At 70.2% G+C, this 26,517-nt stretch carries 29 protein-coding genes and 1 tRNA gene; 12 read left to right on the top strand and 18 right to left on the bottom strand.

Annotated features, from left to right (window positions below; translation table 11 throughout):
* Window positions 1–58: 58 nt before the first annotated feature.
* Window positions 59–874 (top strand): alpha/beta hydrolase, encoded by an 816-nt coding sequence (locus ACFZDL_RS42545; RefSeq protein ID WP_353595784.1) that lies wholly within the window; start codon window positions 59–61, stop codon window positions 872–874.
* A gap of 25 nt (window positions 875–899) precedes the next feature.
* On the opposite strand, the gene ACFZDL_RS42540 is transcribed toward ACFZDL_RS42545, so the two are convergent.
* Complete coding sequence (locus ACFZDL_RS42540) at window positions 900–1,568, bottom strand: TetR/AcrR family transcriptional regulator (RefSeq protein WP_353595783.1); 669 nt, start codon at window positions 1,566–1,568, stop codon at window positions 900–902.
* Window positions 1,569–1,661: 93 nt separating this feature from the next.
* On the opposite strand from ACFZDL_RS42540, the gene ACFZDL_RS42535 reads away from it, so the two are divergent.
* The 5 genes from ACFZDL_RS42535 (at window position 1,662) to ACFZDL_RS42515 (ending at window position 5,000) form a co-directional block, all read left to right on the top strand.
* Entirely contained in the window at window positions 1,662–2,543 is an 882-nt protein-coding gene (locus ACFZDL_RS42535) for an ABC transporter ATP-binding protein (protein WP_353595782.1), read from the top strand.
* Window positions 2,527–3,291: an ABC transporter permease gene (locus ACFZDL_RS42530; protein WP_353595781.1), complete on the top strand. Its 765-nt coding sequence runs from the start codon at window positions 2,527–2,529 to the stop codon at window positions 3,289–3,291. The genes ACFZDL_RS42535 and ACFZDL_RS42530 overlap by 17 nt, the downstream gene beginning before the upstream one ends.
* Window positions 3,292–3,417: 126 nt before the next feature.
* Window positions 3,418–4,044, top strand: a complete 627-nt coding sequence (locus tag ACFZDL_RS42525; RefSeq protein WP_353595780.1) for an HNH endonuclease — start codon at window positions 3,418–3,420, stop codon at window positions 4,042–4,044.
* 68 nt (window positions 4,045–4,112) lie between these two features.
* Window positions 4,113–4,913, top strand: coding sequence for an HNH endonuclease signature motif containing protein (locus ACFZDL_RS42520; protein ID WP_353595779.1), 801 nt, complete (start codon window positions 4,113–4,115; stop codon window positions 4,911–4,913).
* Between the two features lie 12 nt (window positions 4,914–4,925).
* Window positions 4,926–5,000, top strand: a tRNA-Leu gene (locus ACFZDL_RS42515).
* A gap of 46 nt (window positions 5,001–5,046) precedes the next feature.
* Here ACFZDL_RS42515 and rdgB read toward each other — a convergent pair.
* The 4 genes from rdgB to ACFZDL_RS42495 all read right to left on the bottom strand — a co-directional run bounded on the left by rdgB (window position 5,047) and on the right by ACFZDL_RS42495 (window position 7,334).
* Window positions 5,047–5,649 carry an RdgB/HAM1 family non-canonical purine NTP pyrophosphatase gene (rdgB, locus tag ACFZDL_RS42510; protein WP_353595778.1) on the bottom strand — a complete coding sequence of 201 codons (603 nt, stop codon included), beginning with the start codon at window positions 5,647–5,649 and terminating at the stop codon, window positions 5,047–5,049.
* Between the two features lie 24 nt (window positions 5,650–5,673).
* Complete coding sequence (locus tag ACFZDL_RS42505) at window positions 5,674–6,102, bottom strand: hypothetical protein (protein WP_353595777.1); 429 nt, start codon at window positions 6,100–6,102, stop codon at window positions 5,674–5,676.
* 165 nt (window positions 6,103–6,267) lie between these two features.
* A complete protein-coding gene (rph, locus tag ACFZDL_RS42500; protein WP_353595776.1) occupies window positions 6,268–6,999 on the bottom strand; it encodes a ribonuclease PH in 732 nt (243 codons plus the stop codon).
* Window positions 7,000–7,094: 95 nt separating this feature from the next.
* Window positions 7,095–7,334 (bottom strand): PTS glucose/sucrose transporter subunit IIB, encoded by a 240-nt coding sequence (locus ACFZDL_RS42495; protein ID WP_353595775.1) that lies wholly within the window; start codon window positions 7,332–7,334, stop codon window positions 7,095–7,097.
* Window positions 7,335–7,568: 234 nt separating this feature from the next.
* On the opposite strand from ACFZDL_RS42495, the gene ACFZDL_RS42490 reads away from it, so the two are divergent.
* Window positions 7,569–8,819: a PTS transporter subunit EIIC gene (locus tag ACFZDL_RS42490; protein WP_353595774.1), complete on the top strand. Its 1,251-nt coding sequence runs from the start codon at window positions 7,569–7,571 to the stop codon at window positions 8,817–8,819.
* Window positions 8,820–8,901: 82 nt separating this feature from the next.
* Here the strand turns inward: ACFZDL_RS42490 and ACFZDL_RS42485 are convergent, their stop codons facing one another.
* From ACFZDL_RS42485 to clpS, 8 genes are all read right to left on the bottom strand, one after another.
* The gene (locus tag ACFZDL_RS42485; protein WP_311727311.1) at window positions 8,902–9,654 is read right to left on the bottom strand and encodes an MBL fold metallo-hydrolase; all 753 of its coding nucleotides are present in this window, start codon (window positions 9,652–9,654) and stop codon (window positions 8,902–8,904) included.
* A gap of 229 nt (window positions 9,655–9,883) precedes the next feature.
* Window positions 9,884–10,834, bottom strand: a complete 951-nt coding sequence (locus ACFZDL_RS42480) for a cysteine synthase (protein ID WP_353595773.1) — start codon at window positions 10,832–10,834, stop codon at window positions 9,884–9,886.
* Window positions 10,834–11,112 carry a MoaD/ThiS family protein gene (locus ACFZDL_RS42475; RefSeq protein ID WP_353595772.1) on the bottom strand — a complete coding sequence of 93 codons (279 nt, stop codon included), beginning with the start codon at window positions 11,110–11,112 and terminating at the stop codon, window positions 10,834–10,836. Before ACFZDL_RS42475 ends, ACFZDL_RS42480 begins: the two co-directional genes overlap by 1 nt.
* Before the next feature lie 107 nt (window positions 11,113–11,219).
* Window positions 11,220–11,333: a putative leader peptide gene (locus ACFZDL_RS42470; RefSeq protein ID WP_353595771.1), complete on the bottom strand. Its 114-nt coding sequence runs from the start codon at window positions 11,331–11,333 to the stop codon at window positions 11,220–11,222.
* A 121-nt stretch (window positions 11,334–11,454) separates the two neighbouring features.
* Complete coding sequence (locus tag ACFZDL_RS42465) at window positions 11,455–11,880, bottom strand: M67 family metallopeptidase (RefSeq protein ID WP_353595770.1); 426 nt, start codon at window positions 11,878–11,880, stop codon at window positions 11,455–11,457.
* Between the two features lie 80 nt (window positions 11,881–11,960).
* Window positions 11,961–13,418 (bottom strand): amino acid permease, encoded by a 1,458-nt coding sequence (locus ACFZDL_RS42460; RefSeq protein ID WP_353595769.1) that lies wholly within the window; start codon window positions 13,416–13,418, stop codon window positions 11,961–11,963.
* Window positions 13,419–13,615: 197 nt separating this feature from the next.
* On the bottom strand, window positions 13,616–14,263 hold the full coding sequence (locus ACFZDL_RS42455) for a DUF2017 domain-containing protein (RefSeq protein ID WP_353595768.1): 648 nt from the start codon (window positions 14,261–14,263) through the stop codon (window positions 13,616–13,618).
* Entirely contained in the window at window positions 14,263–14,565 is a 303-nt protein-coding gene (gene clpS, locus ACFZDL_RS42450; RefSeq protein WP_353595767.1) for an ATP-dependent Clp protease adapter ClpS, read from the bottom strand. Before clpS ends, ACFZDL_RS42455 begins: the two co-directional genes overlap by 1 nt.
* Before the next feature lie 91 nt (window positions 14,566–14,656).
* On the opposite strand from clpS, the gene ACFZDL_RS42445 reads away from it, so the two are divergent.
* Window positions 14,657–15,991 carry a nicotinate phosphoribosyltransferase gene (locus ACFZDL_RS42445; protein ID WP_353595766.1) on the top strand — a complete coding sequence of 445 codons (1,335 nt, stop codon included), beginning with the start codon at window positions 14,657–14,659 and terminating at the stop codon, window positions 15,989–15,991.
* 472 nt (window positions 15,992–16,463) lie between these two features.
* The gene (locus tag ACFZDL_RS42440) at window positions 16,464–17,048 is read left to right on the top strand and encodes a nicotinamidase (protein ID WP_089512382.1); all 585 of its coding nucleotides are present in this window, start codon (window positions 16,464–16,466) and stop codon (window positions 17,046–17,048) included.
* A gap of 102 nt (window positions 17,049–17,150) precedes the next feature.
* Here the strand turns inward: ACFZDL_RS42440 and ACFZDL_RS42435 are convergent, their stop codons facing one another.
* Both ACFZDL_RS42435 and ACFZDL_RS42430 read right to left on the bottom strand, forming a co-directional pair.
* Window positions 17,151–17,462, bottom strand: a complete 312-nt coding sequence (locus ACFZDL_RS42435; RefSeq protein WP_089512381.1) for a hypothetical protein — start codon at window positions 17,460–17,462, stop codon at window positions 17,151–17,153.
* Window positions 17,463–17,594: 132 nt separating this feature from the next.
* Window positions 17,595–19,988, bottom strand: a complete 2,394-nt coding sequence (locus ACFZDL_RS42430) for an immune inhibitor A domain-containing protein (protein ID WP_353595765.1) — start codon at window positions 19,986–19,988, stop codon at window positions 17,595–17,597.
* 329 nt (window positions 19,989–20,317) lie between these two features.
* Here ACFZDL_RS42430 and ACFZDL_RS42425 point away from each other — a divergent pair, with 329 nt between their 5' ends.
* Window positions 20,318–20,641, top strand: coding sequence for a hypothetical protein (locus tag ACFZDL_RS42425; RefSeq protein WP_353595764.1), 324 nt, complete (start codon window positions 20,318–20,320; stop codon window positions 20,639–20,641).
* A gap of 60 nt (window positions 20,642–20,701) precedes the next feature.
* Here ACFZDL_RS42425 and ACFZDL_RS42420 read toward each other — a convergent pair whose 3' ends face one another.
* The 3 genes from ACFZDL_RS42420 to ACFZDL_RS42410 all read right to left on the bottom strand — a co-directional run bounded on the left by ACFZDL_RS42420 (window position 20,702) and on the right by ACFZDL_RS42410 (window position 24,107).
* Window positions 20,702–21,202 carry an RDD family protein gene (locus ACFZDL_RS42420; protein ID WP_353595763.1) on the bottom strand — a complete coding sequence of 167 codons (501 nt, stop codon included), beginning with the start codon at window positions 21,200–21,202 and terminating at the stop codon, window positions 20,702–20,704.
* 93 nt (window positions 21,203–21,295) lie between these two features.
* On the bottom strand, window positions 21,296–21,985 hold the full coding sequence (locus ACFZDL_RS42415) for an RDD family protein (protein WP_353595762.1): 690 nt from the start codon (window positions 21,983–21,985) through the stop codon (window positions 21,296–21,298).
* A gap of 133 nt (window positions 21,986–22,118) precedes the next feature.
* Window positions 22,119–24,107 (bottom strand): RDD family protein, encoded by a 1,989-nt coding sequence (locus tag ACFZDL_RS42410; RefSeq protein ID WP_353595761.1) that lies wholly within the window; start codon window positions 24,105–24,107, stop codon window positions 22,119–22,121.
* Window positions 24,108–24,418: 311 nt separating this feature from the next.
* Here ACFZDL_RS42410 and ACFZDL_RS42405 point away from each other — a divergent pair, with 311 nt between their 5' ends.
* Window positions 24,419–25,351, top strand: a complete 933-nt coding sequence (locus ACFZDL_RS42405; RefSeq protein ID WP_353595760.1) for a helix-turn-helix transcriptional regulator — start codon at window positions 24,419–24,421, stop codon at window positions 25,349–25,351.
* A 1-nt stretch (window position 25,352) separates the two neighbouring features.
* The gene (locus tag ACFZDL_RS42400) at window positions 25,353–26,402 is read left to right on the top strand and encodes an NAD(P)-dependent alcohol dehydrogenase (RefSeq protein WP_353595759.1); all 1,050 of its coding nucleotides are present in this window, start codon (window positions 25,353–25,355) and stop codon (window positions 26,400–26,402) included.
* Window positions 26,403–26,517: the final 115 nt, after the last annotated feature.

Genomic DNA, 26,517 nt, shown 5'->3' with positions numbered 1-26,517 from the left:
CTCGGACATCCTGAACACGTCGAAACGACGATCAAGATGATCAAGCCGAGGAGCCGAGATGTTCTTTGCGACCGCCGACGGGACCCGCCTGGCCTACGAGGACTACGGACAGGGCCGCCCGATCGTCTTCGTCACCAGCTCCATGCTCAACACCGAGATGTGGGAGTACCAGATCCCGTTCTTCGTCGAGCAGGGCTTCCGCTGCCTCTCGTTCGACCGGCGCGGCCACGGCCGCTCCGACCGCCCCTCGGCCGGCTACGACATCGACACCCTGGCCGACGACCTCGCCGCGTTCCTCGACCATCTCGACCTGCGCGACGTGACCTTCGTCGCCCACTCGCTCGGCGGCGCCGAGGTGGCCCGCTACCTCGGCCGCCACGGCGAGGACCGCGTCGAGCGCGCCGTGTTCGTCGGCGCCATGCTGCCGTTCCTCAAGCAGACCGACGACAACCCCGAGGGCATCCCCGAGGCCGCCCTTGACGGGCTGCTCACCGCCCTCCGCACCGACCGCCCCAAGTGGCTCGCCACCCAGTCACAGGCCTACTTCGCCACCCAGTTGGGCACCGAAGCCTCCCCCGCCATGATCGACTGGAAGCTCCGGATGTGCCTGTCCGCCTCCCCCTGGGCCACGCTGCAGGTCCAGCAGACGGTCTTCCACGCCGACAACCGCGAGCAGCTGCGCGGGCTCACCATCCCGACCCTGGTGGTGCACGGCGACGCGGACTTCTCCGCGCCGGCCGAGGTGACCGGCCGCCGCACCGCGGCGCTGATCCCCGGCGCCGTCTACAAGGAGTACCCGGCCGCCGGGCACGGCCTCTACATCACCCACAAGGATCAGCTCAACGCCGACATCCTCGACTTCATCAAGTCCTGACGCCGCCCCCGCTGACACCGCCCCCTCACTCCGCTCGCCGCGCGACCACCTCGACGAGCCTCCGGATGTCCTCCAAGTCGGCCTCGAACTCGGCGTCCAGGTCGACGGGCAGGTCCAACCACGGCGCGAGCCTGCCGTGGCCGGGCAGTTCGCCCTCCGGGAGCCGACCACGGCGGCCGCGCGGATCCAGAGTGCCGGGGGCGAAGCGGCCCGAGGCCTCGGAGGCCGCGAACCCGATCACAAAGGTGCTGATCAGGCGCTCCAGCCGGGGCACTTCGCGATCCGGGACCCCGGCGTCGACGAGCGCGGTGTAGATGACGTCCACCGCGCGCACGGCGTCCGGTGTGACGGCGGGCCGCGAGAAGAGCAGATGCGCCACCCAGGGGTGACGCCGGGCCACCTCCCGGCAGGCGTACGCGAGACCCCTGAGCCGTTCGTCCCAGGCCCGCGGTTCAGCGGCCCGCCCTTCGCCTTCGCCGGCCCGAACTTCCCTTTCGTCCGGCGGCAGGAGCGAGGCGAGCAGACGTCCGGCGATGCCGTCCAACAGCGCCGCCTTGTCGCTGACATGCCGGTACAGCGCCATCGGTGTCACTCCGACGCGATCGGCCACCGCGCGCATCGAGACCGCTTCGAGGCCCTGCTCGTCGGCGATCGCCAGTGCCGCGTCCAGAATCTCTTCCCGCCTGCCACCCATAGGTGTACAGCGTAGACGTATACGCCGTAGACACGAGCGGGCGCCGACGTATACGGTGTAGACGTATACGCCGTAGACGCCACAGGGGGAAGGATGCTCATCGCGGAAGGCATAGTGAAGCGATACGGCCCGCGCCGGGCCCTCGACGGCTTCGACCTCGAGGTCGCGCCCGGCGAAATCGTGGGCCTGATCGGTCACAACGGCGCGGGCAAGACCACTTTCGTCGAAATCATCACCGGCCTGGTGCGCCCCGACGCGGGCCGGCTGCACATCGGCGGACATGACGCGCTGCGGGCCGGCCGGGCCGCGCGCCGGCTGCTCGGCGTGGCCCCCCAGGAGTTGGCGCTGTACCACCGCGTCACCATCCGGGAGAACTTGCGGCTGTTCGCCGGTCTGGCCGGGCTGCGCGGGCGGCGCCGGGACACCGAGATCGCCCGCGTCTTGGACGAGCTGCGGCTGACCGCGCTCGCGGACCGGCTCGTCGGCACCCTCTCCGGCGGACAGCGTCGGCGCGCACAGGTGGCCACCGCCATGGTCGCCTCACCGCCGTTGCTGCTGCTGGACGAGGTGACCGCCGGTGCCGACCCGGAATCCCGTTCCGCCCTGCTGACCGCCGTCAAAACCCGCGCCGAAGCCGGCGCCGCCATCCTCTACACCACCCATTACCTGCCGGAACTCGTCGATCTCGACGCCACTCTGGCACTCGCCCGCGCCGGGCGCGTCATCGCGCGCGGGACCCAGAGCGAGCTCACCCGCCAACTGCCCGGCGAGCTCAGGGTGGCCTTCGCCGACCCGGCCGAACCCGAACTGCGGCTGCCGACGACGGATCCCGGCGCCGACCTCGCGGCCCTGCTCGCCTCCGGCCGCACGCCCGTCTCCGTCGAGGTGCACCACCCCAGCCTGGACGACCTCTACCGCTCCCTCGAAGCCGCGGCCCCACGGGAGGACGGGGCAAGCCATGACGACACCGCGTGAATCCGCCCTCCGTACGGGCGTCCTGATCCGCCACAACCTGCTGCTGATGCTGCGTGAACCGGGCCCACTGCTGAGCCGGATGATTCTGCCGCTCGTCTTCGTCACTCTACTGCGCCCTCTCTACCTGGGCACACAGGGCCAAACGGCGGGCACCGAACAGGCGGTCGTGGGCACACTGGTCACATTCTCGCTGCTCGCGCTCAGCATCTCCGGGAGCGCGATTCTCACCGAACGGCTCGGCCGCACCTGGGACCGGCTGCGCGGCACGCCCCTCCATCCCGCGGAGCTGCTGGTCGGCAAGGCCGTGCCCGTCTTCGCGGCCCTGCTCGCCCAGCAGCTGCTGATCGTCGGCTTCGGCGCGTACGCCCTCGGGATGAGCGTTCCCCATCCGCTCCCGCTGCTGGGCGTACTGCTCAGCTGGACCTGCGCCCTGCTGGCCCTGGGTGCGCTGCTCGGCGTACTGGTCCGGAGCATGGGTGAACTCTCGGCCGCGTACGACATCGGCGGCATGCTGCTGAGCAGCATCGGCGGCGCGCTCGTCCCACTCAGCGCCCTGCCGCACTGGGTCGCACAGGCAGCCCCGCTCTCCCCCGGCTACTGGGCCGCCCGCGGCCTGCGTGCCGCCCTCGCCAACGACGCGCGCACCGTGACGACGGCCTGCTGCGTACTGCTGGCCGTAGCACTGACGTGCGCCACCTTGGCCGCGCTCCGCCTGCAAGGCCGCGGTGGACGGCTGGTGCCCCTCTGAGCGCCCGCCGTCGGCCGGTCGTCGGTTGGCCATGTCGGGGTGGGAGGAGGCGGGCAGTAACCCTGTGGCGACGAAATCGTTACTCAGTGCGATGGTGCGACATGTGGTCGCACGGGGAGGGGGGCCATGCCCAGCAGATATACGCCTGCGCTGCTTTCGGAAGCCGCGCGCACCTCGAAGACCATCGATGAGGCCATACGGCTGTGCGGCGGCGAGCCAACTGTCGGCAGCAGAAGCTACCTCCGCCGCAAATTCGCCGAGGCGGGCATCGACGCCTCGCATCTCCGCACGCCGCGGGAGCGCCACAGCGAATCACGGCTCCGCGAAGTCGTCGCATGTTCGACCAGCGTGGCCGAAGTCGTTCGCCGTCTGGGCATCAGCCCTGTGGGCGGCAATCAAGCCCACATCGGTCGCCGCATCGCCGCCCTTGGTCTCGACACGTCGCACTTTTCGGCACGCTCCCCTCGACGTCCCAGGAAACCGGTGAGAGAGCGTCTGGTCCTGGGATCGCCATCAGATGGAAGGGTCTCCGGCAAACGACTGCGCGAGGAACTCATCCTGCGTGGTGTTCCGGAGATGTGTGCGATGTGCGGCACAGGCCCGGAGTGGAACGGCAAGCCGCTGCGTCACGAGGTCGACCACATCAGCGGCGACTGGTGGGACAATCGCCCGAATAATCTGAGGCTTCTGTGCCCCAACTGCCACGCGGTGACGGATACATACCGCGGTCGCAAGCAGCGAAGCGCCACATGAATCGGCGCGTCAAGTACACCCGGGAAGTGTTGGCCCGGAGCGCTGCCGAATCACGCAGTCTTGTGGACATGATGCGCAGGCTTGGCGCGCCCCTGGGCAGCGGAACTCGCCGGTATCTGCGCAACCGCCTCGACCATTACGGCATCGATACCACGCATTTCCGCGAGGAACCGTTACCGGAGCGCCCTCGAATGGTCTACTCGAAAGACCGCCTCGAAGAAGCCGCTGCGCACAGCACCAGCATCCGGGAAATGCTCGCGCACATGGGGATCCCGCCCTACGACAGCGCGTACAGCCATATCCAGAAGAAGCTGGATCAGTTCGGAATCAGCATTGCTCACTTCGTTGGCAGGCGAGGGAATGGGACGAAGCAACTGCTTCCCCAGGACGCGCTGCGGAGGGCCGTCGCCGAATCGCACAGCTTGGCCGGGGTGATGCGCATTCTGGAACTCTCCAACGGTGGCGCGGGCCGCGCTCTGGTGCAGCGGAGCATCGCAGCGTACGGGATCTCCACCGCTCACTTCGTCGGCCAGGGCCACCAACGCGGGCGCCCTTCCCTCAACCGCAAGCCCGCCGCCGCGATCCTTCAGAAGCTCGATCCTGGAGCCGCACGCACGAAGACCTCACTGCTGAGGCGCGCGCTCGACGAGAGTGCCGTGCCTCGACTCTGCGACGAGTGCGGGACGGGAGACACATGGCAGGGCCGACGCCTCGTCCTGGAGATAGACCACATCAACGGGGATCGATGGGACAACCGCCTCGCGAACCTGCGGTATCTCTGTCCGTCCTGCCACAGCCAAACCGGGACGTTCTCGGGCCGCGGGCGACAGCGCACCGCCACTTGGCGTCAGCGATTCGACACGCAGTAGACTCCCGCCGACGGGCCCGTACCCCAGCTGGCCAGAGGGCGCCGGTTTAGGTCCGGTGTGTCGTGGGTTCGAGTCCCACCGGGCCCACCGTGAAAGGCGCGGCACCAGACGGGTGCCGCGCCTTCGGCGTCGCTCACCCCAGCAGATCCCGCACCAACGGCGCCAGCGCCCGGAACGCCTTCCCCCGGTGGCTGATCGCGTTCTTCTCCTCCGGCGTCAGCTCCGCACACGTACGGGTTTCGCCGTCCGGCTGGAGGATGGGGTCGTAGCCGAAGCCGCCGCCGCCCGTGGGTTCGCGGCGGAGGGTGCCGGGCAGGCGGCCGGTGACGACGCGTTCGGTGCCGTCGGGGAGGGCGAGGGCGGCGGCGCAGGCGAAGTGGGCGGCGCGGTGTTCGTCGGGGACGTCGGCGAGTTGGGCGAGCAGCAGCTCGAGGTTGGCCCGGTCGTCGCCGTGGCGGCCCGACCAGCGGGCCGAGAAGATGCCGGGCGCGCCGCCGAGGACGTCGACGCACAGCCCGGAGTCGTCGGCGACGGCGGGGTGGCCGGTGGCCCGGGCCAGGGCATGGGCCTTGAGGAGGGCGTTCTCGGCGAAGGTCACCCCTGTCTCCTTGACGTCGGGGACCTCCGGATAGGCGTCGGCACCCACGAGTTCGACGTCGAGGCCGGCGTCGTTCAGGATCGACCGCAGCTCGACGATCTTGTAGGTGTTGCGGGTGGCGAGGATCAGGCGCTTCATGGGTCCTGATTATCGACGGTGGCCTCAGGGGCTGCAGACCTTGGTCAGCTCGCCGGCCGCGTCCTTGACGGGGGTCAGGTCGGGGTCCTGGCCCTTGTCGATGGCGGTCTGGACGTTGTCCACGGCCTTTTGGAGGTGGTCGACGGCCTTGCCGACATCCGCGTTGTCGGTCCTGTCCTTGACCTTGTCGATGTTCTTGTCGAGGGCGTCGAGGACGTTGTCGGCGTCCTGCGGGTTGTCCACGGCGCCGCCCACCGCGTCCTGGAGGTTGTCCACGTCGGTCGTGATGTCCACGGCGAGCTGTGCGCAGTCGATCGCCTTCTCGACCGCGCTGCAGCCCGCGGTGAGCGGCATGGCGACGGCGGCGACGGCGACGAGAGCGGCGAACGCGGTCGTACGGCGGTAACGGCCGGAGCGGTCGAAGCGGTCGAAGCTGCTTTGGCGCGGCGTCATGGACGGGTCCCCTCCCCTGGTGGCGGCGGGCGCACGGCTTCGCGCGCGCCCGGCACCGAATCTCAAGTCCCGATCTCACTACCCGAGTCTCGGTACCTGACTACACGCCACCAGCCGCCGACAGGTTGCTTTTGGATGTTCCCCCGGCGCGCTCCCGCGCGCCCGTCACAGCTCGCCGGCGAGCGCCGCGCGCTGGATCTCGGCCAGTTCGCCGCAGCCCGCGACGGCCAGGTCGAGCAGCCCGTTCAACTCCTCGCGCGCGAAGGGCTCGCCCTCGGCCGTGCCCTGGACCTCGACGAAGCGGCCGTCGCCCGTGCAGACGACGTTCATGTCGGTCTCGGCGCGCACGTCCTCCTCGTAGCACAGGTCGAGCATCGGGATGCCGCCGACGATGCCGACGCTGACGGCCGAGACGGTCCCGGTCAGCGGCTGACGGCCGGCCTTGATGAGCTTCTTGCCCTGGCCCCAGGTCAGGGCGTCGGCGAGGGCCACATACGCGCCGGTGATGGCGGCGGTGCGGGTGCCGCCGTCGGCCTGGAGGACGTCGCAGTCCAGGACGACGGTGTTCTCGCCGAGCGCCTTGTAGTCGATGACGGCGCGCAGCGAGCGGCCGATCAGGCGGGAGATCTCGTGCGTACGGCCGCCGATCTTGCCGCGGACGGACTCGCGGTCGCCGCGGGTGTTGGTGGCACGCGGCAGCATGGCGTACTCGGCGGTGACCCAGCCCTCGCCGCTGCCCTTGCGCCAGCGCGGCACGCCCTCAGTGAAGCTGGCCGTGCACAGCACGCGGGTGCCGCCGAAGGAGACGAGGACGGAGCCCTCGGCGTGCTTGCTCCATCCGCGTTCGATGGTCACGGGGCGGAGCTGGTCGGGCGTACGGCCGTCGATACGAGACATGGGTCGAGCCTATCGGCAATGCCAGGGGCGGTTCAGTCGCTCTTATCAGGTCGGCTGCTCATACATCAGCTCGACCGCTCACACAGCCCGGCCGCTCACATCAGGTCTTCGATCTCGGCGGCCACGGGGTCCGCGTCGGTGCCGATGACGACCTGGATGGCGGTGCCCATCTTCACCACGCCATGCGCGCCGGCGGCCTTGAGCAGGGCCTCGTCGACGAGGGCCGCGTCCTTGACCTCGGTGCGGAGCCGGGTGATGCAGCCCTCGACCTCGATGATGTTGTCGATACCGCCGAGCCCGGCGACGATCTTCTCAGCCTTGCTGGCCATGTCCACTCCTGTTGTCTCGTGCGGGTTGTCATACGTTAACCACGTTTAGTCCGGGTTCGCTCGACCATGTCCGCCACCACAGCCGTACCACGCCACCCTCCAGTGGTTCAGACCATAGCGGAACGATAGATTCCGTTATCCCGCCCTTACGTGTTAAAAACAGGTCTACACCACTGTGGTGTAGACCATGCGCGGGCCGTCCCCTCTCCCCCGAGCGCCCGCCTCACCAGGAGGAATCCGATGAGTACGGCCACCGCTACGGCCGCGCCCGCCAGGAAGCGGCGCGCCGGTTTGTTCCAGGGGCTCCAGAAGGTCGGCCGCAGCCTGCAGCTGCCCATCGCGGTCCTGCCCGCCGCCGGCATCATGGTGCGGCTCGGCGAGCCCGACGTCTTCGGCGCCGACGGCCTCGGCTGGGACAAGGTCGCCGCCGTGTTCAGCAACGCCGGCGGCGCGCTCACCGGCGCCCTGCCGCTGCTGTTCTGCGTGGGCGTGGCCATCGGGTTCGCCAAGAAGTCGGACGGCTCCACCGCGCTGGCCGCCGTGGTCGGGTTCCTGGTCTACAGCAAGGTGCTGGAGGCGTTCCCGGTCGCCGACGCGGTCATCCAGAAGGGCCAGGACATCCCGGCCAAGTACAACGACCCCGGGGTGCTCGGCGGCATCGTCATGGGGCTGCTGACCGCGGTGCTGTGGCAGCGCTTCCACCGCACCCGGCTGGTGGACTGGCTCGGCTTCTTCAACGGCCGCCGGCTGGTGCCGATCATGATGGCCTTCGTCGGGATCGCGGTGGGCGTCTTCTTCGGCCTGGTCTGGGAGCCCATAGGCGAGGGCATCGGCAGTTTCGGTGAGTGGATGACGGGCCTGGGCTCCGCGGGCTCGGCGCTCTTCGGCGCCGTCAACCGCGCGCTGATCCCCATCGGCATGCACCAGTTCGTGAACACCGTGGCCTGGTTCCAGCTCGGCGACTTCACCAACGCGGCCGGCCAGGTCGTCCACGGCGACTACAACCGCTTCCTGGCGGGCGACCCGACCGCCGGGATGTTCATGTCCGGCTTCTTCCCGATCATGATGTTCGGCCTTCCGGCCGCCGCCCTGGCCATGGCCCATACCGCCCGCCCCGAGCGCCGCAAGGCCGTGCTGGGCATGATGGTCTCGCTGGCGCTGACCTCGTTCGTCACCGGGGTGACCGAGCCGATCGAGTTCTCGTTCATGTTCATCGCGCCGCTGCTGTACGTGATCCACGCGCTGCTGACCGCCGCGTCCATGGCGATCACCTGGGCCCTGGGCGTGCACGCGGGCTTCAACTTCTCCGCGGGCTTCATCGACTACGCGCTCAACTGGGGCAAGGCCACCAAGCCATGGCTGATCATCCCGGTCGGACTGGCCTTCGCGGCGGTCTACTACGTGATCTTCCGCTTCGCGATCGTCAAGTTCGACCTTCCCACCCCGGGCCGAGAGCCCGAGGAGGAGGTCGAAGACCTCACCAAGGCGTAGAAGCTCTGCCCAAGCGGCGCCGAGGCCCCCGGAACCGGTCCTTCGGTTCCGGGGGCCTCGTCACGTACGACGGCCACCGCTCTCAAAGCTCGTAGACCGCTCCCGCCTTCGCCAGCTCCACCGGCCCGCCGAAAACGGCCTGGGCGTCCCGCTGGTTGATCTGCGGGTCCGTCCACGGCGGGATATGCGTCAGCACCAGGGTGCCGACCCCGGCGCGGCGCGCGTGCTCCCCCGCCTGCCGCCCGTTCAGGTGCAGCTCGGGGATGTCTTCCTTGCCGTGGGTGAACGCCGCCTCGCACAGGAACAGATCGGCGCCCCGGGCGAGCTCCACCAGCGCCTCGCACGGGCCGGTGTCGCCGGAGTAGACCAGTGAGCGCCCCCCGTGCTCGATGCGGAAGCCGAAGGCCTCCACGGGGTGGCAGACCCGGGCGGTGCGGATCGTGAAGGGGCCGAGGGTGAAGGTGCCCGGGGTCAGCGTGCGGAAGTCGAAGACCTCCTGCATGGACTTCTCGTCGGGCACGTCCTCGTACGCCCGGACCAGCCGGCGCTCGGTGCCCTCGGGGCCGTAGACGGGGATCGCCTCGGCGCGGCCGCCGTCGTGCCGGTAGTAGCGGGCGACGAAGTACGCGCACATGTCGATGCAGTGATCGGGGTGCAGATGGGAGAGGAACACGGAGTCGAGGTCGTAGAGACCGCAGTGGCGCTGCAGCTCGCCGAGGGCGCCATTGCCCATGTCGAGCAGCAGCCTGTAGCCGTCGGCCTCTACGAGGTAGCTCGAGCAGGCCGATTCCGCGGACGGGAACGACCCTGAGCATCCGACGACGGTGAGCTTCATGAAGCAGGAACCTCCTCAAGGGGTCCCCATGCCGAAGGCCATGGGCGGGTGCGTGGGGTCATGCGGTGCCCACGAGCGTAAAGCGCTAAAGCCCTGGTCGCTCCTCTACAGGCCCACGTTGTGGGCGGAATCACCAGGACGGCCGGGAACTCGGCCCCCGGCGGCCCCAGTCCGCCCCGCACGTCCCCACAGCCCCGAACCCCGGCCGTGTGACACTCCCGGCGCCGGGCTACGCCCAGAGCTGGCCGTGCAGCGTGGCGATGGCCTCCTCCGTGGTGGCGGCGGTGTAGACGCCCGTCGACAGGTACTTCCAGCCGCCGTCGGCGACGACGAAGACCACATCGGCGCTCTCCCCGGCCTGCACCGCCTTGCGGGCGACACCGAGCGCGGCGTGCAGCGCGGCCCCCGTCGAGACGCCGGCGAAGATGCCCTCCTCGGCGAGGAGTTGCCGGGTGCGGGCCACCGCGTCCTCGGAGCCGACCGAGAAGCGGGTGGTCAGCACGGTCTCGTCGTAGAGCTCGGGGACGAAGCCCTCGTCGAGGTTGCGCAGTCCGTAGACCACGTCGTCGTAGCGCGGCTCGGCGGCGACGATCTGGACCCCGGGGACGTGCTCGCGCAGATAGCGGCCGACGCCCATCAGGGTGCCGGTCGTGCCGAGCCCGGCGACGAAGTGGGTGATCGACGGCAGGTCGGCCAGGATCTCCGGGCCGGTGGTGGCGTAGTGGGCGCCCGCGTTGTCCGCGTTGCCGTACTGGTAGAGCATCACCCAGTCGGGGTGCTCGGACTTAAGTTCCTTGGCGACCCGTACGGCGGTGTTGGAGCCCCCGGCGGCGGGCGAGGAGATGATCTCCGCGCCCCACATGGCGAGCAGCTGGCGCCGCTCCTCGCTGGTGTTCTCCGGCATGACGCAGACGATGCGGTAGCCCTTGAGCTTGGCCGCCATGGCGAGCGAGATGCCGGTGTTGCCGGAGGTCGGCTCCAGGATGGTGCTGCCCGGGGTCAGCCGGCCGTCCTTCTCGGCCTGTTCGATCATGTGGAGCGCGGGGCGGTCCTTGATCGAGCCGGTCGGGTTGCGGTCCTCAAGCTTCGCCCAGATCCGCACGTCGGCGGAGGGCGAGAGCCGCGGCAGCCTGACGAGCGGCGTGTTGCCGACCGCTGCCAGAGGGCTGTCGTACCGCATCAGACCCCGCCGCCCGCGACGGCCGGGAGGATCGTCACGCTGTCGCCGTCGGAGAGCTTGGTGGCCACGCCGTCGAGGAAGCGGACGTCCTCGTCGTTCAGGTACACGTTGACGAAGCGGCGCAGCTCGCCGTCGTTGACCAGGCGCTCCTGGATCCCGGTGTGCCGGGTCTCAAGGTCGGCGAAGAGCTCGGCGATCGTGTTCCCGCTGCCCTCGACCGCCTTCTGGCCGTCGGTGTAGGTGCGGAGGATGGTCGGGATGCGGACCTCGATGGCCATGTGTGGGCTCCTGTCGGAGGGCGGGGATTCAGGGCCCTCCCGGACGGCGTCCGGGGGGAGGGTCGGTGCGCACGGGCCCGCGGGCGTGGGGCGTGACTCCGCGGCGCTCAGGCGGCGGCCGGACGCGGACAGATCGCGCTGGCGAGCCGGCACAGGTCGACGTGGAGGCGCGCCACGAGCAGCATGCCCGGCGTCTTCTCGCTCACATCATCGACAACCATGGAGTCATCGTATCGATTCCCCGTCCCGCCCCCGGAGAGCCGTCCCACGATCCGGGCGGGCGACGGCCAGTATGCGAGACGCCGACGTCGTCCCGGGGTTTTCGCGCCCTTCGGCACGCCTTCAGTACGCCTCGACGATCTTGACGTCTTCCTCGGTGACCTCGCCGTCCACGATCCGGAACGACCGGAACTGGAACGGGCCCTCGTCGTTGCCGCACTCGGCGGTGGAGACCAGGACGTAGTGCGCGCCGGGCTCGTTGGCGTACGAGATGTCGGTGCGGGACGGGTAGGCCTCGGTGGCGGTGTGCGAGTGGTAGATGACCACGGGTTCCTCGTCCCGGTCGTCCATCTCGCGGTAGAGCTTGAGCAGGTCGGTCGAGTCGAACTCGTAGAACGTGGGCGAGCGGGCCGCGTTGAGCATCGGTATGAACCGCTCGGGGCGGCCGCTTCCGGCCGGACCGGCGATCACGCCGCACGCCTCGTCGGGGTGGTCGGCGCGGGCGTGCGCGACGATCTGGTCATGGAGGGCCTGCGTGATGGTCAGCATGGCCAAAGAATAAGACGCGCGCAAAGAGGCGGGCTCCGGACCCTGAGATCCGGAGCCCGCCCAGCGAGACGGCGCGGCCGTTACTTCGCGATGTACTCCCGCTCCGGGGCCGCGTCGGCCGCCTGCGGGCCGCGGCTCTTGAGGACCGCCCAGCCGATGGCCAGGCACACGGCCCAGCCGGCGCCGACGTACAGCGAGATCCGGGCGTCCTTGTCGTACGCGATCAGGCCGGTGACGAAGATCAGGAAGATCAGCGCGACCCAGCTGAAAACCGCGCCGCCGGGGGCCGGGAAGGACGAGGCCCGGAGCCGGCCGGCGCGCACCGCGCCGCGGTAGCGGATGTGGCTGACCAGGATCATCGCCCAGGCCCAGATGCCCGCGGCGGTGGCGACCGAGGTGACGTACTCGAAGGCCTTCTCCGGAACCAGGTAGTTCAGGATCACGCCGATGCCCATGAGGGCGACGGACAGGGTGATGCCGACGGCCGGGGTCTTACGGGCGCTGAGCTTGCCCAGCGCGGTCGGGGCCTCGCCGTTGGCGGCCAGGTCGCGCAGCATCCGGCCGGTGGAGTACATACCGGAGTTGCAGGACGACAGGGCGGCGGTGAGCACCACGAAGTTGACGATGCCCGCGGCGAAGGGGATGCCGATCACCGAGAAGGCGTGGACGAAGGGGCTCTCGCCCGCCGAGAACTCGGTCCACTTGACGACGGAGAGCAGGACCAGCAGGGCGCCCACATAGAAGATGAGGATGCGCCAGGGCAGGGTGTTGATCGCCTTGGGGAGGGTCTTCTCCGGGTCCTCGGACTCGCCCGCGGTGACGCCGACCAGTTCGACGGCCAGGTAGGCGAACATCACGCCCTGGAGGGTCATCAGGCTGTCGCCGATACCGTTCGGGAAGACGCCGTGGTGCGACCAGAGGTTGGAGACGGAGGCGGTGTCACCGGCGTCGGAGAAGCCGAGGGTGAGCACGCCGAGACCGATCACGATCATGCCGATGATCGCGGTGACCTTGACCATCGAGAACCAGAACTCGACCTCGCCGAAGATCTTCACCGAGATCAGGTTGACCCCGAACAGCACCACCAGGAAGACCAGGGCGCTGACCCACTGCGGGATCGACGGGAACCAGAAGTGGATGTAGATGGCGGCCGCGGTGAGTTCGGCCATGCCGGTGACCACCCACATCAGCCAGTACGTCCAGCCGGTGACGAAGCCGAAGAACGGGCCGAGGAACTCCCGGGCGTACTCCGAGAAGGAGCCGGTGACCGGCCGGTAGAGCAGCAGCTCGCCGAGCGCGCGCATGATGAAGAAGATGACCACGCCGGCGAGGGCGTACATCAGGATGATGCTGGGCCCGGCCTTGGCGATGTTCGCCCCGGCCTTCATGAAGAGCCCGACGCCGATGGCGCCGCCGATGGCGATCATCTGGACCTGGCGACTGCCCAGGCCCCGTTCGTAGCCCTCTTCGGAAGTGGTGCCCACGGCCGCATTGCCGGCAGCGTCGTCTCCAGGTCGATCGACCCGCGCTGAGGTCATGGTTCCTTCGCCTTTCTTCCAGTGGGGGGCTGGCGATCTTGAAGATTTACCACGCCTGCAACGCTGATCAACACGGGTAGATGTGCGGCACACCACAGGAAGAAGCGGACAAAAGTCGCTTTAGCTAACAGAAACCCCGGCGACGGTGACGCGATCGTTATCCGGACTTGAGCATCCTCTAAACGAACACTCAGTGATCAGGGCATCAGGGTTTCGACGAGGGTTTCCTGGAGCCCGCCGAGCCAGAAGTACGCCATCACCATGGGCTTTCGCGGATCGGAATCCGGCAGCCGCAGCAGCTCGCCGCCGTCGTCCTCGTCGGTGACCTCCAGCCGGGTGCCGATGGCCAGCCGCAGATCGTTCAGCGCGCCGAGCCACTGCCGGGACTGCTCGGGCGACAGCTCCAGCACCCCCACCTCCGCCCCGGCACCCTGGGCCTCGGCTCCCGCACGCCCTTCCGTACCCGTACCCGTATCCGTGAGGGCGTCCAGGCCGCGCACCATCGCGAGCGCGTCCTCCCGCTTGCGGGCCCGCAGATCGTTCTCGGTGTAGCGGCGGAACTCGGCCGAAGCGGCCTCCACCGCGGCCTCCTCGTCGGCCCCCAGCTTCTGCCCCGGGCCGCCGTACGCGTCCGGGAAGAGCCGGGCCAGCGCCGGGTCCGCGGGCGGCTTGGTGGGCCCCTCGGCGAAAATCGCGTCCAGCGGGTCGTGCCCCTCCACCGGCTCCGCACCGGGCCCGATCAGCTCCAGCAGCTGGACCGCCAGGCTGCGCAGGATGGAGATCTCCACATCGTCCAGGGCCACCATGGCCCCGCCGCCGGGCAGCGGCTCGAAGTGCCCCGCCATCAGCGGTCCTGCTGGAGGGTCGCCCACAGTCCGTACCCGTGCATCGCCTGCACGTCGCGCTCCATCTCCTCGCGGGTGCCGCTCGACACGACCGCGCGACCCTTGTGGTGGACGTCCAGCATCAGTCGGTGCGCCTTGTCCTTTGAATAGCCGAAGTACGTCTGGAAGACGTATGTGACGTAGCTCATGAGATTGACCGGGTCGTTGTGCACGACGGTGACCCAGGGAACGTCGGGCTCGGGTACCGCCGAAGGCGCCTCGCTGGACTGGGGACGTTCGATCTCCACCGGTGTCGCACTCACACCCCCATGCTGCCACCCGGCATGGCGCGTCGCATAAACCGGCACCCAGAAATCGTCACTTTGACGAGTATCGGGGGTAGCATCATCGTCTATGAACACCGCTCACCTCGGACTGCCGGTGGACGTGCCTTCGACAGCGCTGTTCACCGACCGGTACGAACTGACCATGCTGCAGGCCGCCCTGCGCGCCGGCACCGCCGACCGACGCTCGGTCTTCGAGGTCTTCACCCGCCGCCTCCCCGAGGGGCGGCGGTACGGCGTCGTCGCGGGCACCGGCCGGGTGCTGGACGCCGTGGAGAACTTCCGCTTCGACAGCGGCGTCCTGGACTTCCTCGCCGACCAGCGGATCGTGGACGAGCCCACGCTCAACTGGCTCGCCGACTACCGCTTCCGCGGCGACGTCTGGGGCTACCCGGAGGGCGAGGTCTACTTCCCCGGCTCGCCGATCATGCGCGTCGAGGGCAGTTTCGGCGAGGCCGTCCTCCTGGAGACGGTGATCCTCTCCATCCTCAACCACGACTCCGCCGTCGCTGCCGCGGCCTCCCGGATGTCCGTGGCCGCCGCCGGCCGGCCGCTGATCGAGATGGGCGCCCGCCGCACCCACGAACTGTCCGCCGTCGCCTCCGCCCGCGCCGCCTACGTCGGGGGCTTCTCCTCCACCTCCGACCTCGCCGCCGGGTTCCGCTACAGCATCCCCACCGTCGGCACCAGCGCACACGCCTTCACCCTGCTGCACGACACCGAACGGGACGCCTTCACCGCGCAGGTCGACTCCCTCGGCAGCGACACCACCCTCCTCGTCGACACCTTCGACGTCGCCACCGCGGTGCGCACCGCCGTCGAGGTCGCGGGCACCGAGCTGGGCGCGGTACGGATCGACTCCGGGGACCTGCTGCTGCTCGCCCACCGGGTGCGCCACCAGCTCGACGAGCTCGGCGCGAAGAACACCAAGATCGTGGTCACCAGCGACCTCGACGAGTGGGCCATCGCCTCGCTCGCGGCCGCGCCCGTGGACGCGTACGGGGTCGGCACCCAGCTGGTCACCGGCAGCGGCCACCCGACCTGCGCGATGGTCTACAAGCTGGTCGCCCGGGCCGACTCCGACGCGCCGGATGCGCCGCTGCGCCCCGTGGCGAAGAAGTCCATGGGCGCCAAGACCTCGGTCGGCGGCCGCAAGTGGGCCGCCCGGCGGCTGGACGAGGACGGCGTGGCCGAGGCCGAGGTGATCGGCGGCGGCGCGGTCCCGCCGGGGCTCGAGGACCGGCAGCTGCTGGTCGAGCTGGTGCGCGGCGGCGAGGTCGTGGGCCGCGAGCCGCTGGACACGGCGCGGGAGCGGCATGTGGAGGCGCGGGCCGGGCTGCCGTTGTCGGCGACGCAGCTGTCGCGCGGCGAGCCGGTCATCCCGACGGAGTACGCGATGCGGTGAGTCCCCGAAGACCGGGGCCCCGGGGCCGGGGCGGCCGTGCGGAGACGATCGTGCGGGAGACGGTCTTGCGTGGGACGGCCGCGCGCGGGGCAGCCACGCGTGGAACAACCGCACACGCCGAGCACCCGTACGCGGGCGCGCGGCGCGGTGCCGCGCGACGCATGGGAACGGCGCACGGATGGGGCGCACAGCAGGGCGCAACGCGGCGCGCCGAGACGGCGTGCGCACCGGCCGGTGCGGCGCGTGCGCCTGGCCCCGCGCCCGGCCGCCGTATCGTGCCGGAGCGCGATTCCGCCGGTCCGGCGTCCGGCCCCGGCCCACTCCCGCAAACCTGGCCGAGTGTCTACCCTCGGTGACATCCGCCAAAGTCAGCAGCTCACCAGCACAGCAGACCTCTTCAGCACACCACACCAGCTTCGGGCCGAGTCGCTTCCCGGTCCTCGTCTCTGATCCCAGCCGGAAGGCGCACGCCATGCACCGGGCACTGATCGTCGTCGACGTCCAGAACGACTTCTGCGAGGGCGGCAGCCTCGCGGTCCAGGGCGGCGCGGATGTCGCCGCCGCCATCACCGATCTCATCGGGGAGGCGACGCCCGGTTACCGCCATGTCGTCGCCACCCGCGACCACCACATCGACCCCGGGGACCACTTCTCCGACCACCCGGATTATGAGCGCACCTGGCCGCCGCACTGCGTGGCGGGCACCGAGGGCAGCGGCTTCCACCCGAACTTCGCCCCCGCCGTCGCCTCCGGCGCCATCGACGCGGTCTTCGACAAGGGCGCGTACGAGGCCGCGTACAGCGGCTTCGAGGGGGCCAATGAGAACGGCCTGCCGCTGGCGCGCTGGCTGCGCGAGCGCGGCGTGACCGAGGTGGACGTGGTCGGCATCGCCACCGACCACTGTGTCCGGGCCACGGCCCTGGACGCGCGCCGCGAGGGGTTCGCGACGCACGTCCTGCTGGATCTGACCGCCGGGGTCGCCGAGGCGACCACGGAGCGGGCCCTGGAGGAGCTTCGTGCGGCGGGCGTGGAGCTCTCGGGCAAGCCGGTCGTTTGACCGGGGCTCCCTTGCCCGCTCGTTTGTAGTGAGTATGAGACAGCGACACGCCGACGTCACGGCGTGTCGCTGTCTCATACTCACTACAAACCCGCCTTGGGCCTACGCCGTGGCGGGCGGCCGCAGCAGGGCCGCGATGGGGTGCCACAGCTCCCCGACCCCGTAGGGCGCCGTACGCCACACCAGCCCGTCCGGATGGTGCAGCACCGCCGTCACCTCGTCCGGTGTCGGCGGCGCGCTGTTCCCCCGCAGGTACACCGCCCGCAGCCCCAGATTGCGCAGCCTGGTCAGGGCGCGCTGGCGGTTCGCGGCGTGCACGAGCACCCGTACGCCGCCCTCGCCCAGCGGTCGCGGCAGGGTCAGTGCCACGACCACGCTGCCTCCCGGCAGCTTGGTGAATCCTCCATCGGCCATGTGTCCATGTCCCCCGTGAGACGTCGTGTCAGCAAGAAAGGTCGTAGGGGCATCTAAACGCGAACGGCCGCCGCCCGCCAGGGGGCGACGGCCGATGCCGCTCTGACCTGCGACGATGGCAGATCTGTTGATCTAGGAACCGGACGGGGAGACCTGGACGGTCAGCGTGGAGGCGCCCGGAAGCTCCTTCAGGATGCTGATCTTGGTGTTGGTGTCAGTAACCTTCACCCCACCCGTCGGATTCGATCCGTACCAGTACGTCCCCTTACGGTCATCGAAGACCGGTGCGCCCCGCTTTGCCGGGACCTTCGCCGCGGCGCCGTTCTTGTGGAGCGTGAAGCCGTCCGTCGGGTACCAGCTGAAGGGCGAGTCGTACGTCTGGACGCGGTTGCGCATCAGCGTGCCGTCCGCCCAGGTGTGCGGGGTGGCGTGCGCGTCGATCGGCAGGATCTGGCCGGAGCCGGGGTGGACGCCGACGTTGTTGTCCGGCTGCGAGGTGTCCCACAGCCAGATCAGCAGACCGTTCTGGTACGGGAAGTGCTCGACCCAGTCGGGCCGGCTGTTCAGCCAGCCGAAGTTGTACGGGCCGGTCTTGAGGGTCTTGTCGTACGACACGTACTGGCGGTTCTCCGCGATGTAGTACTGCGGGTAGTTCTTGGTGAAGGACGCCCCGATGCGCGAGAAGCCGTTCGCGGTCCAGCCGTTGTCGTCGCCCTCGGCGCCGTCGGTCACCACGGGCGCGCCGTCCGCCGTCAGCGTGATCGCGTCCGCCGCGAATCCCTTCTGGGCGACGCCGCCGTCCGTCTGGTAGCGGAAGCGCAGATCGATCTTCTTGCCCGCGTAGGCGTCGAGCGGGAAGGAGAGCTTCTTGTACGCGCCGGAGGTCCCGGTCAGCGCGGGCTTGTCCCCGGCGTCGCGCGGGATGGACTTGCCGTCCGCCGTGCCGTCCACCGGCGTCCAGTTGGCGCCGCCGTCCGTGGACACCTCGGTGTAGAGGTAGTCGTAGTTCTCCTCGATGTCCCACCAACCCTGGAGGTCCAGGCTCGCCTTGGACTTGCCGGTCAGGTCCACGGACCGGGTCAGGGTGTTCTTGAGGTCGTCGCCCATGCCGCTCCACCACTGCTTGGAGCCTTCGGCGGGCTGTGTGATCTCGGTGGTCTTGGCCTTGTCGGGCAGTTGGACCACCAGCGCCTGCGGGTTCTTGGTGTTGTACTCGGCCGGCCCGAGGGTGTGCCGGGACTTCGTGGCGGCCTTCGCCGTGTCGTAGTCCAGCCAGCCGAGCTGCAGCTTGTCCCAGGCGCTCATGTCGCCGGGCAGGTCGCCGATCGCGTCCTTGCCGGTGCCCAGCCAGGAGCCGGAGGACATCAGCGACCAGAAGGCCACGGACGACTCGCCCTTGCCGGTGGTGTCGTACTCGTCCGGCAGGCCCAGGTCATGGCCGTACTCATGGGCGAAGACGCCGAGCCCGCCGTTCTCCGGCTGCATGGTGTAGTCGCCGACCCAGATGCCGGTGTCGCCGATCTGCGCGCCGCCGGCCTTGTTGTTCCCGGGGCCGGTGTTGCCCGCGTCGGTGCCGTACGCGTACCAGCGGTGGGCCCAGATCGCGTCCGTGCCCTGCGCGCCGCCGCCCGCCGACTCGTCCTCACCGGCGTGGACGATCTGGAAGTGGTCGATGTAGCCGTCGGGCTCGTTGAAGTTGCCGTCGCCGTCGTAGTCGTAGCGGTCCCACTGGTCGTACTTGGCCAGGTCCGCCTTGATCTCGGCGTCGGTGCGGCCGGCCGCCTTCTGGTCCTTGGCCCACTGGTTGACGCCGTCGCGGATCAGGTCCCAGGCGTTGGCGCAGTTGGTGTCGCCGCAGTAGTTGGAGCCGTAGCGGGCCTCGTTCCAGTCGACCTTGACCCAGTCGGAGACCTCACCGTCCACCGAGTAGCGGCCCGAGGACTGCTTCTCGTAGTACTTCTTCAGCGACTCCTTCCCCTTTTCGTCGGAGAAGTACAGGTCCTGGAAGTGCTGGCGGTTGTAGTCCTTCTGCCAGGCCGTGCTGTTGTCGTTGGCGCGGTCCGGTTCGGCGATCGTGTTGTGCGCCGGGCCCGGGGTGCCGCCGTACTTCTTCACCGGCGGCTCGGGGCCGTCGGCGCCGTCCGGGTCGTACATGGTGGTGTCGTCGACCTTGTCGCCGAACTCGACCAGGATGGTGAAGATCTTGTCGGTCTTCTCCCGGGCCAGCTCCACGTACTTGCCCTTGCCGAGCTTCACCACCTGCGACGCGCCGCGCCGGTCCGCCTTCGCGTCCCCGGATATGACCTGCTGCAGCGCTTCTTGCCGCTGTGCCTCCTGCTGCTTGCTGAAAGGCCCGGCCAGGTCGTGCTCGACGTCGGTCTTCGCGGGCGCCGGATCGTGTCGCTCCACGCGCGTAGACGATCCGTTGTCCGCCTGGGCTATGCCCGTCGACAGCCCCGCCGTACCGAGCGCGGCGACCACGGTGGCGATGGCGGCCGCTCTTACGGCCCTCCGTTGACTGCTCACTCTTCTCCAGTCCTCCCCAGTGACACCAGTGCGGGACATTTGACCGGAGTGGCAGGAGAAAAGACAGACCTTGACTTGGACAGAGGGGACAAGTACGTTTCACGGCCCACCTATACCGGATTCCGGACACCAACGGGCGTGCGGATCTCATCAGTTGGGACGGCGCGGGACCATGTGCGCCCCTGCGCCCCCTATGCAACGGCCCCGTGGGTCAGGTCACGCTTACTTGCGTTTCCGCTCGGGCATTCAGCACCGTAGAGTCATTTTGCCGGTGCACACCCATGTGACTCATGCCCCCTGCATAGTCGATGTTGAGGACGGATCCAGCCATGCCGCGTCCGACTCCTGCCCAGTTCGCCTACGGTTCGGCCACCGTCGTCTTCTCGACCTTCGCCATGCTGCTGCTGACCCAGACGCAATCGGGCCTGGGGGTCGCGGTGATCACCGTGGCCGGGCTGGCGCTCGGGCTCCTCGTCGCCGTCTCGGTGCCGATGCCCGGCACCCCGCGCGCCGGCCGTGCGGCGGCGGCGCGGACCGGTCGGCGAGCGGTGCCGGTCCCCGCGCATCGGACCCCCGCCCCCACCCCGGCCCACGCTCACGCCCACGCGGAGACGGTGGAGCCGAGGGTCAGCGAGCACTCGCTCCACGGCTGACACCGCCCGGTACCCGCTGGTACCGCTGAGTCCGCTGGTGCCTCTGAGCCGCGGGTATCGCTAAGCCGCCACCACGACGGTCTTGGCCGCCTTGTCGTGCAGACACTGGCGCAGCGGCTGGTCCCAGGTGCACCACAGAACGTTGACCAGCCAGAACACGGTGCCCACCAGCAGCGGGATCAGCATCCCGGGCAGCACGTACACCACGGCCCGCACCCAGCCCTGACGGCCCGGCACATCGCCGTCGGACAGCATCGCCACACGAATGCGCAGGGCCTTCTTGCCGAGCGTCTGGCCGCTGCGGGCCAGCATCACGCCCTCGTAGACGAAGTAGACCGCCATGGTGATCACCAGCGCGAGGGTCACCTTGCCCATGTCCTGCTTGCCGGGGTTGTCATAGGCGTACTTGAGCGCGCCGGTCGCGGCGAGCGCCACGGTCCAGATGACGCCGAGAATCAGGGTGTCGACGAGCCGGGCGACGAAGCGCTGACCGGGGGTGGCGGGAGGCGGCATCCCCACAGGGGGGTGGTACTGCGGATACGACAGCTGGTCCGGGCTCATGCCCCGATTACACCAGCAGCGGGCGGGCGGCAGGTAGGTCGGGGGCACCGCTTTCGGGGCAGCGGTGCGGGGGCGCCGGTTTCGCGGCGCCGATCATGAAGGCACAGCGACCACGACCGTCTTGGCCACCTTGTCGTGCAGACACTGGTGGTACGGCTTGTCCCAGGTGCACCACAACACATTGATCAGCCAGAAGACGAAGCCGCAGCACGGCACGATCTCGGGCAGGGCGTATGTACCGGCGCGCAGCCAGCCCGGCTGACCGGCGGGGATCTCCCCGTTCGCCAGCAGGGCGACGCGGATCTTCATCACCTTCTTGCCCACCGTCTGGCCGTACTTGGTCAGCATCAGCCCTTCGTAGAGGAAGTACACCAGGGCGTAGACGACCGTCATGGCGGTCGCCTCGTCGTTGTTGTTCACCGGGTCGTAGTCGCCGATGAGCACCGCCATCACCAGACCCACCGGGATGCCCACGATCAGCGCGTCGATGATCCGGGCGACGAGGCGGCGGCCGCGGTTCGCGAGCGGGGGCATGCCCGCGAGCGGGTCCGGGGTGCCGTACTCACCGCCGTGCTCGCCGCCGTACGGCGAACCGTATGAGGGAGGCGGCTGCTGCTTGGAGAACGCGTCGCCCTCCGGCTGATCCCCGGACCGCGGCTCGCTCGGCCCGGGTCCGCTCGGCCCGGGTCCGCTCGGCCGGGGCTCCTCGGGCCGGGGCCCTTCGCGCCGGGGTTCCTCGGGCCGGGGTTCGTCAGGCCCCGGGGTCGGCTGGTCGGTGCTCATGGCCCGAGTCGACCCCGGAGCCGGAGCCACCGCATCCGGCGCGCTCCGTTCGGGCGACCGGGATGGACCGTACGAGTCAGCGCCCCGTACGGCCCCTACGCCTCACCGCCCGGCACCGGCACCGGAGTGCGGCTCAGCCGCGCCCCGCGACGAAGGTGCGCGCCGCCTTGTCGTGCCAGCACTGCCGCCAGGGCCGGTCGAACAGGCACCACAGCACATTGAGGACGCCGATCACCAGCAGCCCGAGCACCGAGTACACCAACCAGCGGCGCAGCGCGGCGCCGAACGACGGGGTGTCGTGCCCCTCGATGTCCAGGACCCGCACCCCGCACAGCTTCTTGCCCAGCGTGGCGCCCCACTTCGCGGTCGGGAACGCCTCGTAGACCAGCCCGACGACGAGCAGCAGGCCGAGCACCACGCCGAGGTAGACGCCCGTCGTACCGTCGAGCCAGTAGACGGTGACGGTCTCGCCGGTCAGCTTGGCGCGCTCCACCTTCTCGTCGAAGTGGTCGCTCGCCTTGGTCCACAGGGGATACGCGGCCGCGCCGACGGCCCCGAGGAGAACGGCGGAGTCGACGATCCGGGCCAGGAGGCGGCGGCCGAGGGAGGCGGGCCGGCCCTGGGCCTGGGCGGCCTGCTGGAAGGGGTTGTCGACGGGGGGCTTCCACGGAATGACGCCTTCAGGCGCGCCACCCGGGGCGCCCCCAGGGGCGCCGACGCCCGGGGCGGCGCCGGGCGCGGGCTGCTGGACGAGCTGCCGCACCTGCTGCTGCCAGCCGGGCTGGGCTTGCGGTTGAGGCTGGGGCCGAGGCTGGGGCTGGGGTTGAGGCTGGGGCTGGGATTGGGGCCGGGGTTGCGGCTGGGCTCCGGGCGCGGCAGGACCACCGTCGGGCAACCCGACCGGGCCCTGTGCGGGCCCGGGGCGCCCGGACGCGGCCGGACCGCCGCCGGGAAGCACGACACCGCCCTGCGGGGGCAGCGCACCCGCGCCCTGCCCGGGAGCAGTCCCGCCGGGCTGCTGTCCGGCCTGTCCGGCCTGCCCGGACCAGCCGGCCTGGCCCTGCTGGCCCTGCTGTCCCGGATGCCCCTGCTGTCCCTGCGGTCCCTGTTGGCCCGGCGCCGCCGTACCGCCGCTGTGCCTGGGTCCGCCGCGCCCGAGGGCGCGGATCGTCATCGTGCCGTCGTCCCGCGTGGGCGCGCCGCCGACCGCCGGACCCGCCGCCTGGCCGCCGCCCGCCCCTGGTCCGCCCTGACCAGGCCGGACCGCGCGGATGGAGATCGTGCCGTCCCCGCCTGTCGTACGCCCGCCGCCTGGCGCGTCCGTATCACCGCCCGCGCCCGGCGCACCCGCCCCGGGGCCCGGCTGCGCCGGGGGCAGCTCCGGGGCACGCCGCGCGGGCGGCAGGGCCTGCGCGGACGCGGGCGCGTCAGCGCCCCCGGGCCCGCCGGGACCGCCGTGTCCGCCGGAGCCGCCGGGACCACCTGAGCCGCCCGGACCGCCGGAACTGCCCGGTCCGCTGACGGCCCGGCGCGGGTCCGGCACCCCCGGCCTGACGGGCCCACCGGAAGCCGCGCCTCCGGGCCCGCCGCCGGGCCCCGCCTCCCCCGGGTTCGAGCCCCAGGAGACGCGGCGGTCCTGCTGCCCGCCGAAACCGGACTGCCGGCCCGCGTCCGCCTGCCAGGCCGACGCGGGCTCCGGCCGGGTGCCGTGCAGTCGCTGCGGATCGTTCCAGTCCATGCCGACCGGAGCCGCGCCGCCCGCGTCCCGGGCCGACGGCACCGAATCCGGCCCCGGCCCGCTCCGTACGTCCATCTCACCGCGCGGACGCAGCTCCGGCAGCGCCCGTCCGCCGCTGTCCGCGGCAGAACCGGCAGGGCCCGCGGCAGGGGCCTCGTCGAGATACATGGGCCCGGTCTCGTCCGGCACCGGGGCGGTGACCTGCGTGTGGGTCACCCCGGGCGGCGGCGCGGGCATGGCCTCGCCGTCGATCGGCGCGGGCCGACTGGTGCCGGGCACCCAGGCGGCACCGTTCCAGTAACGGATGTAGCCAGGGATGGATGGATCGGGATAAAAGCCAGGAATCGAGGTGCCGTCCGCGGATCCTGAGGTAGGGGCGCTCATGATCTCCGATGTCCCGTATCTGCTCGGCCGTGCTGTGCTGCTGCGCCGCGCCTGTGCGGTGCGTCGCGGTGGGGGGCGACAAGCAGTCTGCCGTACAAGAGCCGCAGTGCAACACGGAGCGCGTTGTCAAGGTCTATCAGACCGGCCCGAGCCCCGTACCCGTCCCCGGGTGGCACCACTCTCCCGTGCGGGCGCGACGCCGCCGTACGAGCGGGTACATCCGTCAGCCCCGGCTGGGCCTGGCCCGCCTAGGTCCAGCAGACCTACGTTGACGCGGCCGCGAGCCTTTTCGGCCGCCAATACTGGAAGCCATGGACCGCAACACCGAGCTCAGCGAGTTCCTGCGGACCCGCAGGGCGAGGCTGCGCCCTGAGGACGCGGGCGTGAACGCGACCACCCCCGGCCCCCGCCGGGTGCCGGGGCTGCGCCGCGAGGAGCTGGCGCACCTGGCCGGGGTCAGCACCGACTACTACACCCGGCTGGAACAGGGCCGCCATCTGAATGTCTCGGAGGCGGTGCTGGACGCCGTCGCGCGCGCCCTGCAGCTGAACGACACCGAGCGTGCGTACCTCTTCGAGCTGGCCAAGCCGAAGCCCCGCCGCGCCCAGCGCCGCCGGCCGCTCCGCCCCCAGCGGGTGCGGCCCGGGGTGTACCGCATGCTGCAGATGCTGGAGGGGGTCTCGCCCGCGTTCGTGCTCGGGCGCGGAGGCGATGTGCTGGCCTCCAACCGGCTGGCCCGCGCGCTGATCATGGACTTCGACGCGCTGCCGTACCGCGAGCGGAACATGACCCGCTTCATGTTCCTCGACCCGGCGGCCCGCGAGCTGTACCGCGAGTGGGACAAGTACGCGTCGGAGACGGTGGCCAGTCTGCGGCTCCAGACGAGCCGCTACGCCGACGACCCCGGCCTCACCGAGCTGGTCGGCGAGCTGACGATCAAGAGCCCGGAGTTCCGTACCTGGTGGGCCGACCACAACGTGCGGGAGAAGACGCACGGCGTCAAGCTCTACCACCATCCGGTGGTCGGGGACATGACGCTCGCCTACGAGAACGTGACCTTCCCCGGCGATGACGATCAGGCGATGTGCGTTTACACGGTCGAGCCCGGATCACCCTCCGAGGCGGCGCTGCAGCTACTCGCGAACTGGACCGCGACCGCGCCCCCCGACCGCGCCTCGTCCTCTTCTTCCCCCTCTTCCCCTTCCTCCTCCATATCCCGAAACCCCGTTCACGGAGATCACTGATATGACCACCAGCGTCACCGCCTACGCCGCCCCTGCCCCCAAGGCCCCGCTGGAGCGCATCACCATCGAGCGCCGCCCGGTCGGCGAGCACGACATCCTGATCGAGATCGCGTACGCCGGCATCTGCCACTCCGACATCCACCAGGCCCGCGAGGAGTGGGGCAGCGCCCAGTTCCCGATGGTCCCCGGCCATGAGATCGCGGGCATCGTCACCGAGGTCGGCTCCGGCGTCACCAAGTACGCCGTCGGCGACCGGGTCGGCGTCGGCTGCTTCGTCGACTCCTGCCGCGAGTGCGAGAACTGCCTGGCGGGCGACGAGCAGTACTGCCTCAAGGGCGAGGTGCCGACGTACAACGGCAAGCAGTACGACGGCTCCCCCACCTACGGCGGCTACAGCACGCACATCGTCGTCGACGAGAACTACGCGGTGCGCATCCCCGACGGCCTCTCCCTCGACGTCGCCGCCCCGCTGCTGTGCGCCGGCATCACCCTCTACTCCCCCCTGGACCACTGGAACGCGGGCCCCGGCAAGAAGGTCGCCATCGTCGGCCTCGGCGGCCTCGGCCACATGGGCGTCAAGATCGCCCACGCCATGGGCGCGGAGGTCACCGTCCTGTCCCAGTCCCTCCGCAAGAAGGACGACGGCCTGCGGCTGGGCGCCGACCACTTCTACGCGACCAGCGACGAGTCGACGTTCGCCGAGCTGGCGGGCACCTTCGACCTCATCATCAACACCGTCTCGGCGAACATCCCGCTGGACGCGTACCTCTCGCTGCTCAAGCGCGAGGGCACGATGGTGCACGTGGGCGGCCCGGAGTTCCCGAGCTCGTTCAACCAGTTCTCGCTGATCATGGGCCGCAAGTCGATGGCGGGCTCGAAGATCGGCGGCATCCGGCAGACGCAGGAGATGCTGGACTTCTGCGCGGGGCACGGCTTCGGCGCGGAGATCGAGGTGATCCCGGCCGACCAGATCAATGAGGCTTACGACCGGGTCGTGAGCAGCGATGTGCGGTACCGGTTCGTGATCGACATCGCGTCGCTCAAGGGCTAGCGGGTGGTGTGGTCGGGGGGGGGTTGCGTTTTGGTGACCGGACCCCCCCCAGCGGTTGGGGGGGGAATTTTGGGGGGGGGCGGGGGGGGGGCGGGGGGCCCAAAAGGGGGCCGAC

The sequence above is a fragment of the Streptomyces sp. NPDC007917 genome (assembly GCF_042959105.1).
Classification (GTDB): Bacteria; Actinomycetota; Actinomycetes; order Streptomycetales; family Streptomycetaceae; genus Streptomyces.
This window is presented reverse-complemented; position numbering and strand designations above follow the sequence as displayed.

Excerpts from the sequence above, each read along its gene's own strand:
- ACFZDL_RS42545 (WP_353595784.1), top strand. The coding sequence starts at position 59 with ATGTTCTTTGCGACCGCCGACGGGACCCGCCTGGCCTACGAGGACTAC.
- ACFZDL_RS42540 (WP_353595783.1), bottom strand. The coding sequence starts at position 1,568 with ATGGGTGGCAGGCGGGAAGAGATTCTGGACGCGGCACTGGCGATCGCC.
- ACFZDL_RS42535 (WP_353595782.1), top strand. The coding sequence starts at position 1,662 with ATGCTCATCGCGGAAGGCATAGTGAAGCGATACGGCCCGCGCCGGGCC.
- ACFZDL_RS42530 (WP_353595781.1), top strand. The coding sequence starts at position 2,527 with ATGACGACACCGCGTGAATCCGCCCTCCGTACGGGCGTCCTGATCCGC.
- ACFZDL_RS42525 (WP_353595780.1), top strand. The coding sequence starts at position 3,418 with ATGCCCAGCAGATATACGCCTGCGCTGCTTTCGGAAGCCGCGCGCACC.
- ACFZDL_RS42520 (WP_353595779.1), top strand. The coding sequence starts at position 4,113 with ATGATGCGCAGGCTTGGCGCGCCCCTGGGCAGCGGAACTCGCCGGTAT.
- rdgB (WP_353595778.1), bottom strand. The coding sequence starts at position 5,649 with ATGAAGCGCCTGATCCTCGCCACCCGCAACACCTACAAGATCGTCGAG.
- ACFZDL_RS42505 (WP_353595777.1), bottom strand. The coding sequence starts at position 6,102 with ATGACGCCGCGCCAAAGCAGCTTCGACCGCTTCGACCGCTCCGGCCGT.
- rph (WP_353595776.1), bottom strand. The coding sequence starts at position 6,999 with ATGTCTCGTATCGACGGCCGTACGCCCGACCAGCTCCGCCCCGTGACC.
- ACFZDL_RS42490 (WP_353595774.1), top strand. The coding sequence starts at position 7,569 with ATGAGTACGGCCACCGCTACGGCCGCGCCCGCCAGGAAGCGGCGCGCC.
- ACFZDL_RS42485 (WP_311727311.1), bottom strand. The coding sequence starts at position 9,654 with ATGAAGCTCACCGTCGTCGGATGCTCAGGGTCGTTCCCGTCCGCGGAA.
- ACFZDL_RS42480 (WP_353595773.1), bottom strand. The coding sequence starts at position 10,834 with ATGCGGTACGACAGCCCTCTGGCAGCGGTCGGCAACACGCCGCTCGTC.
- ACFZDL_RS42475 (WP_353595772.1), bottom strand. The coding sequence starts at position 11,112 with ATGGCCATCGAGGTCCGCATCCCGACCATCCTCCGCACCTACACCGAC.
- ACFZDL_RS42470 (WP_353595771.1), bottom strand. The coding sequence starts at position 11,333 with ATGGTTGTCGATGATGTGAGCGAGAAGACGCCGGGCATGCTGCTCGTG.
- ACFZDL_RS42465 (WP_353595770.1), bottom strand. The coding sequence starts at position 11,880 with ATGCTGACCATCACGCAGGCCCTCCATGACCAGATCGTCGCGCACGCC.
- ACFZDL_RS42460 (WP_353595769.1), bottom strand. The coding sequence starts at position 13,418 with ATGACCTCAGCGCGGGTCGATCGACCTGGAGACGACGCTGCCGGCAAT.
- ACFZDL_RS42455 (WP_353595768.1), bottom strand. The coding sequence starts at position 14,263 with ATGGCGGGGCACTTCGAGCCGCTGCCCGGCGGCGGGGCCATGGTGGCC.
- ACFZDL_RS42445 (WP_353595766.1), top strand. The coding sequence starts at position 14,657 with ATGAACACCGCTCACCTCGGACTGCCGGTGGACGTGCCTTCGACAGCG.
- ACFZDL_RS42440 (WP_089512382.1), top strand. The coding sequence starts at position 16,464 with ATGCACCGGGCACTGATCGTCGTCGACGTCCAGAACGACTTCTGCGAG.
- ACFZDL_RS42435 (WP_089512381.1), bottom strand. The coding sequence starts at position 17,462 with ATGGCCGATGGAGGATTCACCAAGCTGCCGGGAGGCAGCGTGGTCGTG.
- ACFZDL_RS42425 (WP_353595764.1), top strand. The coding sequence starts at position 20,318 with ATGCCGCGTCCGACTCCTGCCCAGTTCGCCTACGGTTCGGCCACCGTC.
- ACFZDL_RS42420 (WP_353595763.1), bottom strand. The coding sequence starts at position 21,202 with ATGAGCCCGGACCAGCTGTCGTATCCGCAGTACCACCCCCCTGTGGGG.
- ACFZDL_RS42415 (WP_353595762.1), bottom strand. The coding sequence starts at position 21,985 with ATGAGCACCGACCAGCCGACCCCGGGGCCTGACGAACCCCGGCCCGAG.
- ACFZDL_RS42410 (WP_353595761.1), bottom strand. The coding sequence starts at position 24,107 with ATGAGCGCCCCTACCTCAGGATCCGCGGACGGCACCTCGATTCCTGGC.
- ACFZDL_RS42405 (WP_353595760.1), top strand. The coding sequence starts at position 24,419 with ATGGACCGCAACACCGAGCTCAGCGAGTTCCTGCGGACCCGCAGGGCG.
- ACFZDL_RS42400 (WP_353595759.1), top strand. The coding sequence starts at position 25,353 with ATGACCACCAGCGTCACCGCCTACGCCGCCCCTGCCCCCAAGGCCCCG.